This window comes from Candidatus Marifrigoribacter sp. Uisw_064 (assembly GCF_047730175.1).
In the GTDB taxonomy this organism is placed as follows: Bacteria; Bacteroidota; Bacteroidia; order Flavobacteriales; family Flavobacteriaceae; genus Marifrigoribacter.
Map to the genome: position 1 here is coordinate 1789191 of NZ_CP159833.1, position 15099 is coordinate 1804289.

The 15099-nt window shown below is 31.2% G+C and carries 12 protein-coding genes; all 12 read left to right on the top strand.

What is annotated here, in order from left to right; all coding sequences use genetic code 11:
• Window positions 1-63: 63 nt before the first annotated feature.
• The 12 genes from ABXT64_RS08120 (at window position 64) to ABXT64_RS08175 (ending at window position 15098) form a co-directional block, all read left to right on the top strand.
• Window positions 64-570, top strand: a complete 507-nt coding sequence (locus ABXT64_RS08120; protein WP_443632429.1) for a DUF4920 domain-containing protein — start codon at window positions 64-66, stop codon at window positions 568-570.
• 40 nt (window positions 571-610) lie between these two features.
• Complete coding sequence (gene mnmD, locus ABXT64_RS08125) at window positions 611-1282, top strand: tRNA (5-methylaminomethyl-2-thiouridine)(34)-methyltransferase MnmD (RefSeq protein ID WP_443632430.1); 672 nt, start codon at window positions 611-613, stop codon at window positions 1280-1282.
• A gap of 126 nt (window positions 1283-1408) precedes the next feature.
• On the top strand, window positions 1409-1960 hold the full coding sequence (locus tag ABXT64_RS08130; protein ID WP_443632431.1) for a nucleotide exchange factor GrpE: 552 nt from the start codon (window positions 1409-1411) through the stop codon (window positions 1958-1960).
• A gap of 8 nt (window positions 1961-1968) precedes the next feature.
• Window positions 1969-3099 (top strand): molecular chaperone DnaJ, encoded by a 1131-nt coding sequence (dnaJ, locus tag ABXT64_RS08135; protein ID WP_443632432.1) that lies wholly within the window; start codon window positions 1969-1971, stop codon window positions 3097-3099.
• Window positions 3100-3407: 308 nt separating this feature from the next.
• Entirely contained in the window at window positions 3408-4334 is a 927-nt protein-coding gene (locus ABXT64_RS08140) for an ABC transporter ATP-binding protein (protein WP_443632433.1), read from the top strand.
• 9 nt (window positions 4335-4343) lie between these two features.
• Complete coding sequence (locus ABXT64_RS08145) at window positions 4344-5654, top strand: ABC transporter permease (protein WP_443632434.1); 1311 nt, start codon at window positions 4344-4346, stop codon at window positions 5652-5654.
• 5 nt (window positions 5655-5659) lie between these two features.
• Window positions 5660-6553 (top strand): mechanosensitive ion channel family protein, encoded by an 894-nt coding sequence (locus tag ABXT64_RS08150; protein ID WP_443632435.1) that lies wholly within the window; start codon window positions 5660-5662, stop codon window positions 6551-6553.
• Window positions 6554-6654: 101 nt separating this feature from the next.
• On the top strand, window positions 6655-7818 hold the full coding sequence (locus ABXT64_RS08155) for a sigma-54-dependent transcriptional regulator (RefSeq protein ID WP_443632436.1): 1164 nt from the start codon (window positions 6655-6657) through the stop codon (window positions 7816-7818).
• Between the two features lie 8 nt (window positions 7819-7826).
• Entirely contained in the window at window positions 7827-8705 is an 879-nt protein-coding gene (locus tag ABXT64_RS08160; RefSeq protein WP_443632437.1) for a PPK2 family polyphosphate kinase, read from the top strand.
• Window positions 8706-8721: 16 nt separating this feature from the next.
• The gene (locus ABXT64_RS08165; protein WP_443632438.1) at window positions 8722-10104 is read left to right on the top strand and encodes a M28 family peptidase; all 1383 of its coding nucleotides are present in this window, start codon (window positions 8722-8724) and stop codon (window positions 10102-10104) included.
• A gap of 216 nt (window positions 10105-10320) precedes the next feature.
• The gene (locus tag ABXT64_RS08170; RefSeq protein ID WP_443632439.1) at window positions 10321-11799 is read left to right on the top strand and encodes a helix-turn-helix domain-containing protein; all 1479 of its coding nucleotides are present in this window, start codon (window positions 10321-10323) and stop codon (window positions 11797-11799) included.
• A 227-nt stretch (window positions 11800-12026) separates the two neighbouring features.
• A complete protein-coding gene (locus ABXT64_RS08175; protein WP_443632440.1) occupies window positions 12027-15098 on the top strand; it encodes a SusC/RagA family TonB-linked outer membrane protein in 3072 nt (1023 codons plus the stop codon).
• Window position 15099: the final 1 nt, after the last annotated feature.

The following is a 15099-nucleotide window of genomic DNA, read 5'->3' on the forward strand; positions in this document are numbered from 1 at the left end:
GAAAAATCTTAATTTTGTAGTATATTATTCGTTTATATACATTAAAAATTAAAACTATTAAGGATGAAAAAATTAGTCGCAGTTATTTGCCTTTCATTACTAATTATCTCTTGTAAATCTGATAAAAGTTCAGATAAAATTGCAGCTAAAGAGATTGCTATGCAGGAAGTTAACTATGCTCCATTTGGAGCGGAAATTAATGCAGAGGGTGCATTGTCTAGTTTAGAAATAATTGAAAAGTATAAGACGCTAAAAGCAGGAGATACAGCTATAGTTAAATTTGAAGCAAAAGTAAATGAAGTTTGCCAAGCAAAAGGCTGTTGGATGCGTTTAGATTTAGGTGATGATGAAACAATGGTGAAGTTTAAAGACTATGGTTTTTTTATGCCAAAAAACATTGCTGGAAAAGAAGTGGTTGTTAATGGGAAAGCTTTTGTTGCTGAAGTTTCAGTAGAGGAACAAAGACATTATGCTGAAGATGCAGGAAGATCGAAAGAAGAAATTGAAGCAATTACTGAAGTACAAAAAACACTTTCTTTTGAAGCAGATGGTGTATTAGTAAAAATGTAAATAATGAAAATATTTTCATTCATTTTAATTCAATAGCGCGTTGGAACGTAAAATAATTACGACATCTGATGGTTCTTCGACCATTCACTTACCAGAATGGGATGAACAATATCATTCCAGACATGGTGCTATACAGGAAGCCTATCACGTTTTTATCGAGATGGGCTTTTTTTATTTTCTGAATAAATTTCAATCTAGCAACATAAATATTCTTGAAATCGGATTTGGAACGGGATTAAATGCATTAATTACTTTAATTGAATCACGAAAAAGAGAGGTAACCACACATTATACTGGAGTAGAGGCATATCCTGTTGTTAGTTCTGAAATCAATCAATTAAATTATTGCCAACAGCTTAAAACTTCAAAAGAAGATTTTTTAGATTTACATTCTTCGCCTTGGGAAATTGAGACCGAAGTAGCATCAGATTTCACGGTAATAAAAAGGAACCAATATTTTTCAGAAATAAAGGATAAAAATACATTTGATCTTATCTACTTTGATGCATTTGGAGCTAGAATACAACCAGAATTGTGGACAGAAGAGATATTTCAAAAAATGTATGATTCATTAAAACATAACGGCGTTTTGGTAACTTATTCTGCAAAAGGTAGCGTACGTCGTGCAATGCAGGTTGTTGGATTTAAAGTCGAAAGATTGCCTGGGCCTCCTGGAAAAAGAGAAATGCTAAGAGCAAGTAAAATGGATTAGTATTCGAGTTTTTCTAAAGTATGATCCACCTGTTGAATGCCTTAAAAAAACAATGACATTTTGACATTTTTAAAGAAATGGCAGAACTTTTGTATCCTTAAAAAAAACGATAAAAAATACGCATTGATGAGTACAAAAGATAAAACGGAAGAAGCGTTTGTTTCAGAAGAAACAGAAGTGAATGAAAAAGAGGCTTCGACAGTAAAAGAAACAAAGGAAGAAACTACAGATCCTTTAGAAGTTTTACAAGCGGATCTTGATAAGGAAAAAGATAGAAATTTGCGTCTTTTTGCAGAATTTGAAAATTTTAAGAAAAGAACTGCAAGAGAACGAATTGATTTATATAAAACAGCAGGTCAAGGAGTAATAGAATCTATGTTACCTGTGTTGGATGATTTTGATCGCGCTTTAAATGAATTAAATAAAACAGGTGATGAAAGTCATTTTAAAGGAGTTGAATTGATAAGCAATAAACTTCGTGAAGCATTAAAATCGAAAGGATTAGAAGTTGTTGAAACTAAACAAGGAGATGTTTTTAATGCGGATAATCACGAAGCAATTACCCAAATACCAGCTCCAAATAAAAAATTAAAAGGAAAAATAATTGACGTAATTGAAAAAGGTTATGCAATTGGAGATAAAATAATTCGCTACCCTAAAGTAGTTATTGGTCAATAATATACAACATGGCAAAACAAGATTTTTACGTAATATTAGGTATCTCTAAGGATGCATCGGCAACCGAAATTAAAAAGGCATACCGTAAAAAAGCGATTGAGTTTCATCCCGATAAAAATCCTGGAGACTCTTCAGCTGAAGAGAAATTTAAGAAAGCTGCTGAAGCTTATGAAGTTTTAAGTGATGCTGATAAGAAAGCTAAATACGATCGTTACGGACATCAGGCCTTTGAGAATGGCGGAGGTGGTGGTGGCTTTGGCGGTGGTGCTGGAGGCATGAATATGGATGATATCTTTAGTCAATTTGGCGATATTTTCGGTGGAGGCGGAGGCGGAGGCTTTGGAGGCTTTGGCGGAGGCAGAGGTCGAGCACAAATGAAAGGAAGTAATTTACGCATCCGTGTAAAATTAACTTTAGAAGAAATTGCAAATGGTGTTGAAAAGAAAATCAAAGTAAAACGTAAAAAGGTAGCGCAAGGAACCACATATAAAACATGTACAACCTGTAATGGGCAGGGGCAAGTTACACGAATCCAGAATACAATATTAGGTAGAATGCAAACTTCTGCACCTTGTAATACTTGTAGTGGTAGTGGGCAAACCATTGACTCTAAGCCAAACAATGCAGATGCGCATGGAATGTTATCTACAGAAGAAACAGTTTCTATAAAAATTCCAGCAGGAGTTGTTGAAGGAATGCAATTAAAAGTGTCAGGTAAGGGAAATGAAGCACCTGGAAATGGTATTTCTGGAGATTTATTAGTTGCAATAGAAGAACAACCACATCCAACATTACAAAGAGAAGGAGATAATTTACATCATGACCTTTATATTAGTTTTTCCGAAGCTGCACTAGGGACCTCAAAAGAGATCGATGCAGTGACTGGTAAAGTGAGAATTAAAATTGAAACTGGTGTTCAAAGTGGAAAAATACTAAGATTACGTAATAAAGGTATTCCGAGTATAAATAATTATGGAGCGGGTGATTTGTTAGTTCATGTAAATGTTTGGACTCCCAAAACCCTAAATAAAGAACAAAAGGAATTTTTTGAAAAAATGAATGGTGACAGCAATTTTCAGCCTAATCCAGAAAAGGAAGACAAGTCATTTTTTGAAAAAGTTAAAGATATGTTTACTTAAACCCCCTATAATTAATATATTTTATATATATTTGAGAATCACTAATGCTATTAGTGATATTTTCTTTTTCATAGCAATTTTTTCCCACCCTTTAAGCAATTTGAGGGTGGGTTTTGCTTTTACGACTAATTTAGATCCTGTTAATAAGGTGGTTAGGTGTTAATTTGTAAATTTTATAAAATTAAAAATAAGATATCTTTTGTAAAAGTGTAACAAAAAGAGTTATTCATTTACAAACAAATGTAGTATTGAAATAATCAAACTAGCTGAATAATCAGCAATTGAAATTATAAAAAAGTAAAGTTTATATGAATCATCTCTTAGTAGCTAAAAATGTTTCAAAATCCTTCGGTGAATTTAAAGCATTGAATGACGTAACTATAGAAGTGCCAAAAGGCAGTGTTTTTGGATTATTAGGTCCAAATGGAGCAGGTAAAACGACTTTAATTCGGATTATTAATCAAATTACTATGCCAGATACAGGTTCTGTTTTTTTAGATGGAGAACCTTTACATCCAGAACATATAAAGCATATTGGTTATTTGCCTGAGGAAAGAGGCTTGTATAAATCGATGAAAGTTGGTGAGCAAGTAATGTATTTAGCACAGTTAAAAGGCTTGACAAAAAAAGAAGCAAAGCAACGATTGAAATATTGGTTCGAAAGATTAGAAATTGGCGATTGGTGGGATAAAAAGATTCAAGAATTATCGAAAGGGATGGCGCAAAAAATACAATTTGTAGTCACTGTTTTGCATCAACCTAAATTGCTAATATTCGATGAACCATTTAGTGGATTTGACCCTATTAATGCAAATCTAATCAAAGACGAAATATTGCGTCTTCGAGATGAAGGTGCGACGGTAATATTTTCAACACATCGAATGGAATCTGTTGAAGAAATGTGCGATCATATTGCTTTGATTCATCAATCAAATAAAGTGCTGGATGGTAAATTAATAGATATTAAAAGAGCCTATAAATCAAACATGTACGAGATAGCAATTATTCCAAATAACCCTGCTTCTATCGATGAGGTATTAAAGCAAAAATTTGAAGTACTCCCTACTTCATTAAAAACTATTAATAATGAGTTGCAGTATAAAATTAAGATTTCAGAAACAGCTTCTTCAAATGATTTAGTGAGCTATCTAACTACATTAGGTATGTTAACCCATTTTAAAGAAGTTATTCCTTCGGCTAGTGATATTTTTATTGAAACAGTTCAAAATAATTAATTCCGTAGTATGAATCATCTACCTCTTATTATAAAACGAGAATACCTTAATAAGGTAAGAAATAAGTCATTCATAATAATGACTTTTTTAACTCCAATCATTATGGTTGGTATTTTTACATTAGTTGCATACTTATCGCAATTAAATAATGACAATGTAAATACAATTCAGGTATTAGATGAAAGTGGATTGTTTGTCAATTTATTTGAAAATACGGAAAGTATTCATTTTGAAAAACTTTCTAATGTTTCATTAATTGAAGCTAAAATAAATACGGAAGAATCAGAAAAATACGGATTATTGTATATTCCAAAGGTTGAAAACATTGATGGTTTTTCTGAATCTATTGTTTTTTTCTCTACGGAATCACCTTCGCTTATTGTAATGAAAAATATTGAGGATGAAATTGAAGAAAAAGTAAATGATTTAAAACTAAAGGAAGCTGGAATTGATTCAAAAGCAATAAAAGAATTGCGTGTTTATATCAATACAAAACAAGAAACTTTTCAAGGACAAGAAACGTCTAAATTAGGTTCTATATTAAAACTTGCCTTTGGAGGTGCTGCAGGATATTTATTATTCATGTTTATCATTATCTATGGTAACATGATCATGCGAAGTGTTATAGAAGAAAAAACAAGTAGAATAATCGAAATAATTATTTCTTCAGTAAAACCAATTAAATTACTTCTAGGTAAAATTATTGGTACTTCCCTTGCTGGTATAACACAGTTTTTAGCTTGGGTTATTTTATTAGGTATTTTAAGCACAGTTGTATCTTTAATATTTGGAATAGATCCTACTGCTGTGCAAGCTAGTCAGCAAGAAATGCTAGTCCAAAATTCAGAATTAAACTCTCAAGAAATGCTTCAAACAATTATTTATGAAATTTATGCTTTACCCTTAGCAAATTTGATAATCATGTTTTTATTATTTTTTATTGGAGGGTATCTTCTATATAGTTCTTTATATGCAGCTATTGGTGCTGCTGTTGATAGTGAAACGGATACACAACAATTTATGTTGCCAGTTTTATTGCCTTTAATAATAGGTATTTATGTTGGCTTTTTCACTGTTATTGAAAACCCTCACGGTACAGTTTCACAAATATTTTCTTTTATACCATTTACCTCACCTGTAGTAATGTTAATGCGAATTCCTTTTGGTGTACCTTTATGGCAACAAATCCTTTCATTGCTAATATTATTTGCTACATTTATAGGCACAGTATGGTTTGCAGCAAAAATTTATCGTGTAGGTATTTTAATGTATGGTAAAAAGGCAAGCTATAAAGAATTGCTAAAGTGGCTTAAATATTAATATTCGTGCAAGAACAAGAAGTTTCAGAGAAAATAGCAGAAGTTGTAAAAGAAGATATATGGGGATCTATTAAAGAGTTTTTAGATCTTGGATTTCATATTGGAAAAGGTGAAAACACAATTCATCTAACTATCGGTATTGTTCTTTTATTATTTGTTTCGATTTTTGTAGCTAGTTTTGTGTTAAAGGGGATTCGAATCTTTTTTACTCGAAAATTAGATGAAATTGATAAGAATAAATTTTTTAGTGTTTTTAAGTTTATTAATTACGTAACTTTTATTATTGTATTTTTTGTCATTTTGAGTATGACAGGAATTAACATTACTCCATTTTTAGCAGCCTCAGCAGCCCTTTTAGTTGGTTTGGGTCTAGCTTTACAAGAATTATTTCAAGATATTATAGGTGGAATATTAATCATTTTTGATAAATCATTAATGGTCGGTGATGTAGTAGAAGTGGAAGATAAAGTTGGGAAAGTGCTTGAAATTAAACTTAGAACTACCAGAGCAGTCACTAGAGATAATAAAATAATAATTATACCTAATCATAAGTTTATAAGTAATTCGGTTTATAATTACACCCAAAATGGAAAAACTACAAGAGAGTGTGTAAAAGTTGGGGTGGCTTATGGAAGTGAAACAGAAAAAGTAACAGCGCTTCTATTACAAAGTGTTATCGAGCGAAATGGAGTTTTAAAAAAACCCAAACCTTTTGTGGCTTTTGAAGATTTTGGTGACTCATCTTTAAATTTTAGTGTATACTTTTATGTAAATAAAAGTTTTGAAGTGCCTTTTGTTAAAAGTGATGTTAGATATGCAATTGATGCTTTATTTAGAGAAAATAATATTACTATTCCGTTTCCTCAACGCGACGTGCATTTATTTCAGTCGAAAAAATAAAAATACTTTTAAGAGAAACTTAAGACTGTCTTCTGTTTAGTTTTATAAATACTATCTATCTTAACAGCGAAAAATTAATTCAAAAAAAGAGAAGAATATTTATGTCAAAAATATTGATTATAGAAGATGAAGCGGCGATTCGAAGAGTGTTGGTTAAAATTCTTTCCGAAGAAAATAATACCTATCATGTATCTGAAGCAGAAGATGGTTTAGTAGGAATTGAGCGCATAAGAAAAGAAGATTTTGATTTAGTTTTATGTGATATAAAAATGCCAAAAATGGACGGTGTTGAAGTATTAGAAGCATTAAAAAAAATTAAACCTGAAACACCAATCGTAATGATTTCAGGGCATGGTGATTTAGATACTGCCGTTAATACAATGCGTTTAGGAGCATTCGATTATATTTCGAAACCACCCGATTTAAATAGATTATTGAATACAGTACGTATCGCTTTAGACAGTAAAGAACTAGTAGTTGAGAATACACGCCTTAAAAAGAAGGTGAGTAAGAAATATGAAATGATTGGAGAATCTCCTGCTATTATTCAGATAAAAGATATGATTGAGAAGGTGGCTCCTACTGAAGCAAGAGTATTAATTACAGGTTCTAATGGAACAGGTAAAGAATTGGTTGCTCATTGGTTACATGAAAAGAGTCAACGCTCAAAGGGTTCTTTAGTTGAAGTAAATTGTGCTGCAATTCCTAGTGAATTAATAGAAAGTGAACTCTTTGGACATAAAAAAGGAAGTTTTACTGGAGCGAGTAGTGATAGGGCTGGAAAATTTGAAGCTGCAAATGGCGGAACAATTTTTTTAGATGAAATTGGCGATATGAGCTTATCTGCGCAAGCAAAAGTACTAAGAGCTTTGCAAGAAAGTAGAATAAGTAGAGTTGGAAGTGATAAAGATATTAAGGTAGATGTTAGAGTTATTGCAGCAACGAATAAAGACCTTAAAAAAGAAATTTCAGAAGGAAACTTCAGAGAAGATTTATACCATCGATTAGCTGTTATTTTAATAAAAGTTCCTTCATTAAATGATCGAAGAGATGATATTCCGATGTTAATTGAACATTTTAGTAAAAAAATTGCTGAAGAACAGGGTACTACAATTAAAGATTTTTCAAAAAAAGCAATAGCATTATTACAAGAGTATGATTGGACAGGGAATATTCGTGAATTAAGGAATGTAGTAGAACGTTTAATAATATTAAGTGGCCCGGAAGTAAGTGAGCAGGATGTAAAATTATTTGCTTCTAAATAAATTTGAATATGGAAAGAGTTACTATTTCAGACTATAAAATTGAAACTTCAATTGATCTTTCAAAACAGAAAAGTGTCGAAGATTTTAATCTTTCAAAAAAAGAATTAGAAAAAGAATTAGAAACCACCCGTGTACAATTAGGCGAATTACAAGATCGACTTTATGCTCATGGTAAATATGCAGTGTTAGTGTGTTTGCAGGGAATGGATACTTCAGGAAAAGATAGTTTAATTCGTGAAGTTTTTAAAGATTTTAATGCTAGAGGTGTTGTGGTGCATAGTTTTAAAGTACCCACAGAACTAGAATTAAACCACGATTACCTTTGGAGGCATTATATTGCCCTACCTGCAAGAGGTAAGTTTGCTGTTTTTAACAGAACTCATTATGAAAATGTTTTGGTAACAAGAGTGCATCCTAATTATATTCTAGGAGAAAATTTACCAAGTATACATACTATTGAAGATGTAAGTTCTGAATTTTGGGACAGTCGTTTTGAACAAATAAATGCTTTTGAAAAATCCATAGCTGAGAATGGAACTTTAATCTTTAAATTCTTTTTAAACCTTTCCAAGGAAGAACAAAAAAACAGACTTCTTAGACGTTTAAATAAACCAAACAAAAATTGGAAGTTTTCTCCAGGGGACCTTAAAGAAAGGAAGTTATGGGATATATACAAAGACTGTTACCAAGATGTAATTAATAGAACATCAAAAGTACATGCCCCTTGGTATATAATTCCTGCAGATAATAAACCTGCAGCTAGATGTATTGTTGCTTCAATTCTTTTAAGCGAATTAAGTACCTATAATGATATTAAAGAGCCTGAATTAGAGCCGGAAATAAAAGCAAAAATTTCAGTATATAAAAATGAACTCGAAAACGAATAAAATACTATAAAACCGTATGAAGAATCTATTTTTCCTAGCCATCATTTCTTTAGTATCATTTCAGACTTATAGTCAAAATGTAAACAAAGAAGATTCGTTAATTATAAAGAAAATTTATGATACAGCTCTATTAGAAGGTAAAAGTTACGATTGGTTAGATTATTTATCTAATCAGATAGGAGGTAGACTTTCGGGTTCACTTCATGCTGAAAAAGCAGTAAAGTATACAGAAACAGAACTTAAAGAATTAGGATTAGATAAAGTTTGGTTGCAACCTGTCATGGTGCCAAAATGGACAAGAGGAGCGAAAGAATATGCTTATATCGAAACCGCACCAGGCGTAACATCTACAACAGATATCTGTGCTTTAGGGGGTTCGGTTTCAACTCCGCTAGGAGGTTTAAAAGCTCAAGTAATTGAAGTAACTAGTTTAGATGAAATTGAAAAATTAGGCGAAGAAAATATAAAAGGAAAAATTGTTTTTTATAATCGTCCTATGCAGGCAAATTTAATTCAGACATTCAAAGCGTATGGAGGTTGTGTAGATCAACGGTATGCAGGTGCTATGGAAGCTGCAAAATATGGTGCAGTTGGGGTAGTAGTTCGTTCCATGAATTTACGTAAAGATGATTTTCCTCATACAGGTTCTATGACTTATGGAGATTTAGCGCCTAATTTAAGAATACCCGCCTGTGCTATTAGTACAAATGGAGCTAACTATTTAAGTAGTACACTTAAATTACAACCGAAACTTAAATTTTATTTTAATCAGACATGTAGAACATTTCCTGATGTACAATCTTATAATGTAATTGGGGAAATTACTGGATCTGAAAACCCTAATAAATTTATTGTGGTTGGAGGTCATTTAGATTCGTGGGATTTAGGAGATGGATCACATGATGATGGTGCTGGTTGTGTTCAATCGATGGAAGTTCTAAGGTTGTTTAAAAAAATTAATTATAAACCTAAAAATTCTATTCGTGTTGTTTTATTTATGAATGAAGAAAATGGATTACGAGGAGGTAAAAAATATGCTTTAGATGCAAAAAATAAAAAGGAAGATCACATTTTTGCATTAGAAAGTGATGCTGGAGGTTTTAGTCCTCAAGGTTTTTCATTTGATTGTGATGAATCTTCTTTTAAAAAGATAGTGTCTTGGAAACAATTATTTAAACCCTATTTAGTGCACTTTTTTGAAAAAGGTGGCAGTGGAGCTGATATCGGTCCTTTAAAAAAGGATGGAATTGTATTGGTAGGATTACGTCCAGATTCTCAGCGTTATTTTGATTATCATCATGCTGCAAACGATATTTTTGAAGCTGTAAACAAAAGAGAATTAGAATTAGGAGGCGCTGCTATGGCAAGTTTAGTGTATCTTTTTGACACTCATTTTTAACATTTCTTTATAAAAAACACTGTTTTTAAATGTCTTTAGCATTGAATTCATAAATAGAAAAAACTTTTCTTATCTACTGTGTGTCAATAGTATTTTGATTTATTTGATTTAAAAATTTATAAATTCAGAGGTAAACTATTATCGGGAATTACTCTAAACCTTTGATTTTAAGAAACAAGTTGTATCTTTAAGATAGAGAAAAAGAAACCAACCATTATGATAATAGCAAAACTAAATAGAGCGCTATTTCTTTGTTTGTTACTAGTATTATTATTTCCCGATAATAATTTACTTGCGACAACTTTGCAAAATGATTCTAGTAGTGTAATCACACTTAATGAAAATTCTTTCCTTAATTCTTTAATGTTTACTCAAAAGATCGACGAATCAAAATTTAGTAGGGATTCTACTTTAGCATTTAAAGAATTAGCGATTTTTGCAGCAAAAAATAATGATGTAAATAATGCTATTAAATATGTAGATGAATATATTAAATATTCAGGTAATACAGTGTTTTTAGAATCTGGTTACTTTGATTCATACTTTAACAATGAATCTTTTATTCTATTGAGAGAACAATATAGTATGAATATTAGCTGGTTGCATTTTTTCTATCTTTTTTCATGCCTTGTAGGTTTTTTTATTGGAATTATATTGTTAATGAAAAAAAGCCAGGATAATACTGCCAAGTATTTAGTGAGTGCATTTGTAATTATCAATTCATTATTTATTTTTCATTTGTTTTTATTCTTAACGAATTTGCAATTTAGAGTGCCAAATGTTTTATACATGTCATCACTTAGTGTGTATTTATATGGACCATTGATTTATTTTTATTTCAAGCGAGTTTCTATAAATTATAGATTTAGAAAAATTGATTTGTTGCATGCATTTCCTTCATTTATAATATTTATTTTAATGTTACCTATTCTTCTTTTGCCAGGAGAAGAAAAATTGAGAATAATGTTAAAGGTTGGGGTATTGGATAGCACTCCTTATTTAAATTATATAGTAACCACTAAAATAATTTCCTTAGCATTTTATGGGTATTTGATTTTAAAGGTATATATAAATTCAAAAAGCAAGATTGCTGCTTTTTCAATTTCTGTTCAAAGATGGTTAAGGATGTTAGTTGGTTTTACAGAAGTATATATTGTTTCATACCTTATCTATGGTTTAACAATTATGAATTTTATACCTAAATCTGATATTTTATTTAACTTTCAGATTATAACCATGGCTAGTATGGTATTATACATTGGGTTTTCTTCATTTTTAAGTCCTAAATTATTTTCTATTGAATCATTAGAGGGAAAAAATAAATATAAAAAATCGGGACTTACCGTAAGATATTCTGAAGAGTTAAAAGACCGGCTTTTATATTTACTTGAGCAAGAACATATTTATAGAATGAATGATATTAACTTGAATTATCTTTCTGAAAGCTTAGGCACGTCAAGACACAATACTTCTCAAATTATAAATGAACATTTTAATTTGAACTTTTTCGAATTAATTAATAAATACAGAATAAATGAAGCTTCAGAAATTTTAAAGATGGATACAAATAATAATCTAAATATAATAGAGGTAGCCTATGAGGTTGGTTTTAATAATAAGGTAACTTTTAATAAATCATTTAAAAAACACCTTGCAACAACCCCTTCTAGATATATTTTAACACTTCGTTCGTAAAATATTGGGAAATTATCATCGGATAGGTTAAATATTATAGGCATTTTCTTAAAATTTTAACATTTTTTTGTAAATTTACATATCAACTATTGTGAAAGTCTTGAAGTTAATTTATACAATACCCTATTTGTTGAGTTTTTTATAATATCAATAAATTTTAATTTCTTCAAGTTTTTCAGGTTGTTAGTATTGATTGATAAAATGAATAATTAATTAAAAACCTATTTATGAAAAGTAACTACACGTGGTTAATACTCATGTTTTTTAGCATAACAGCGGTATTAGCACAAGAGAAAACTGTCTCGGGAAATATTTCAGATGCCTCTGGATTACCTCTCCCTGGAGTAAATGTAATTATTAAAGGAACTTCTAACGGAACTCAATCAGATTTTGATGGAAACTACACATTACAAGCAAATAATGGGCAAACCATTGTTTTCAGTTATGTAGGTTTTAAAACAGATGAAGCGGTTGTTGGTGCTAATAATAACATTAATATTGTCATGCAAGAAGATGCAGCGGTATTAGAAGAAGTTGTTATTACTGGATATGGTAACAGGGGTAAAGATGTATTAGTATCTGCTGTTTCTTTAGTGACTTCAGAAGAAATATCACAACTAGTATCTACAACGAGTGTAGATAATATGTTACAAGGGAAAGCAGCTGGTGTACAAGTTACAGCAGCAAATGGTAAGCCTGGTGCTACTGCCTTTGTGAGAGTTCGTGGTACTACCTCATTAACTGCTGGTGCTTCCTCACCTTTATATATTATAGATGGAGCTCCAATTGATGAAGAAGACCTTAATGCGATTTCTAATAATGAAATAGAAAGCATTAGTATTCTAAAAGATGCAGCAACCACCTCGCAATATGGATCGAGAGGGGCTAATGGTGTAGTTGTGATTACTACCAAAAAAGGTACGAAAAACAAAGATGCTGTTATAAAATTAAGCTCTAGGTATGGTGTGACATCTAAAATTAAAGATAATTATACGATGATGAATACCACTCAAAAACTTCAATATGAAAGAGAATTATTTTTATTAGGAGCTGGTTCTGGAAATTCACCTGGAGTTATAAGTACTTTAGAAGAAAGACAATTTCTTATCAACAACTCTATAGATTGGGAAGACCGAATCTTAAAAGAAGGTACTATCCAATCAAATTCTTTCTCTATTAGTGGAGGTGAAGAAAAATCAGATTATTATTTTTCAGTTGGACATGATAGAAATACGGGTATTATCCAAGATGTTTCTGGATTTGAAAGAATTAATGCACGTCTAAACACTAATTTCGAAGTAAAAAGTTGGTTAGATATGGGGGCAAGTGTTGCCTATTCAAGAGCTTTAAGTGATGAGCCTAGAGATAGAAACAACGTTCAAAACCCATTTAGAGCATATTATGATTATAACCCATATGAGCCTGAATTTATTTTAGATGAAAATGGTAATACTGAATTAGATGATAATGGTGATCCCTTATGGAACTTTAACCATACAGGATTTTTAGTGACTGAAGCAATAGCTACTACACCTGAAATAGAGATTCAAAATATTACGTTCATTAATACGTATGCTAAAGTGAAATTTAATGATAATTGGAATTTTAGAACACAATTCTCATTAAACCATGAAAACTATAGAAGAGAGTATTATGTAGAGCCAGGTAATAGATTAGATTTCTTTGTTGGAGATCCTAACTTCCCAGGAATTAAGAGTGATAATGGTTTTCAAGAAGTGGATTATACTATGAGCAATACACTTAATTATTCATATAGTAACGATGTACACTCTTTAAATGTTAGTGCTTTATATGAATACAATTTTAATGAGTTTAATTCCTACACACTTAGAGGTAGAGGTTTTGCTTCTTCAGAATTAACAACTCAAATTAATGCAGCAGAAGTAGTTTCTGCTTCTACAGGTCGTAATAGAATTACATTAGTGTCTTATGGTGCTTTTGCAAATTATGATTATAAACAACGCTATATTATTGGAGGTTCAATTCGTACTGATGGTTCTTCTAACTTTGGTGCAGATCATCAATTTGGTACTTTCTATAGTGGAAGTGTTGGTTGGAACGTTGCAAAAGAAGAATTCTTTAATGTAGATTGGATTAATACAATGAAGTTTAGAGCTTCTTATGGAACTGTTGGTAACAGGGGAAGTTTAGGGCCATATGGACCACAAGGAACCGTTGGTTTTGGTAATCCTTATCCAGGAGGTTCAACAACTAGTAATGTTAATTCTCCAAATGAAAATTTGAAATGGGAATCAACAGCTATTGTTGATGTAGGACTTGAATTAGGCTTGTTTAATAATAGAGTTACAGCGGTAGTAGATTATTATAGAAAAGAAACTACAGATTTATTATTTCAAGTTCCTGCTGCTGACGAATCTGGAATACCAGGATTTGCAATTAATAGTAATTTAGGTAAAATTGAAAATAAAGGATGGGAATTTGAATTGAATGCAGATATAATTAGAACTCCAGATCTTAAATGGACTGTAGGTGGTAATATTTCGTTTTTAGAAAATAAAATTTTAGAGCTTCCAGATAATGATGGCGATGGAATAGGTGATGATATTGAACCTGGAGATGCTTTTAATTTAATTTTTAGAGAAGGAGAAGCAATTAATGCATTCTTTTTATTGCGTTACGATGGAGTTGACCCAGAAACAGGAAGACCTCTTTATTTAGATGCAGATGGAAATTCAATGTTTTTAGATGAATTACCAGAAGGAGAAAACAGAGTATTATTAGATAAATCTCCAATCGCAAAATTTGAAGGTGGTTTCTTCTCTACTATTTCTTATAAAGGTTTTGGTTTAAGAACAGACTTCGTTTATAAATCTGGAAACTGGATCAACAACTTTGTGCAAAGTAATTTACTAAGTGATGGATTAAGTATTGCTGATAACCAAGCGGTAGGAGCTTTTAATTATTGGAAACAACCTGGAGATACGGGTGTGTTACCAAGCCCTATTTACGGTATTGAAGCACAACAGTCATCAGATAGGTTTTTACAGAAAGGTGATTTTGTACGTTTAAGAAATATTACACTATCATATAATGTTCCTAAATTGTTTTTAGAAAAAACACCTATAAATTCTATTAGAATTTATGCACAAGGACAAAATTTATTAACCTTTGGATCTAGTTTCTTTGGCGACCCTGAAGTAGGTATATCATCTGGTGAAACCATTAGCCAAGGTAATGCTATTGCGCCTGGAGAAGCGACGCTTTATAGCTATCCAACAACGAAATCGTACACGTTTGGTGTAGATATAAGTTTCTAAT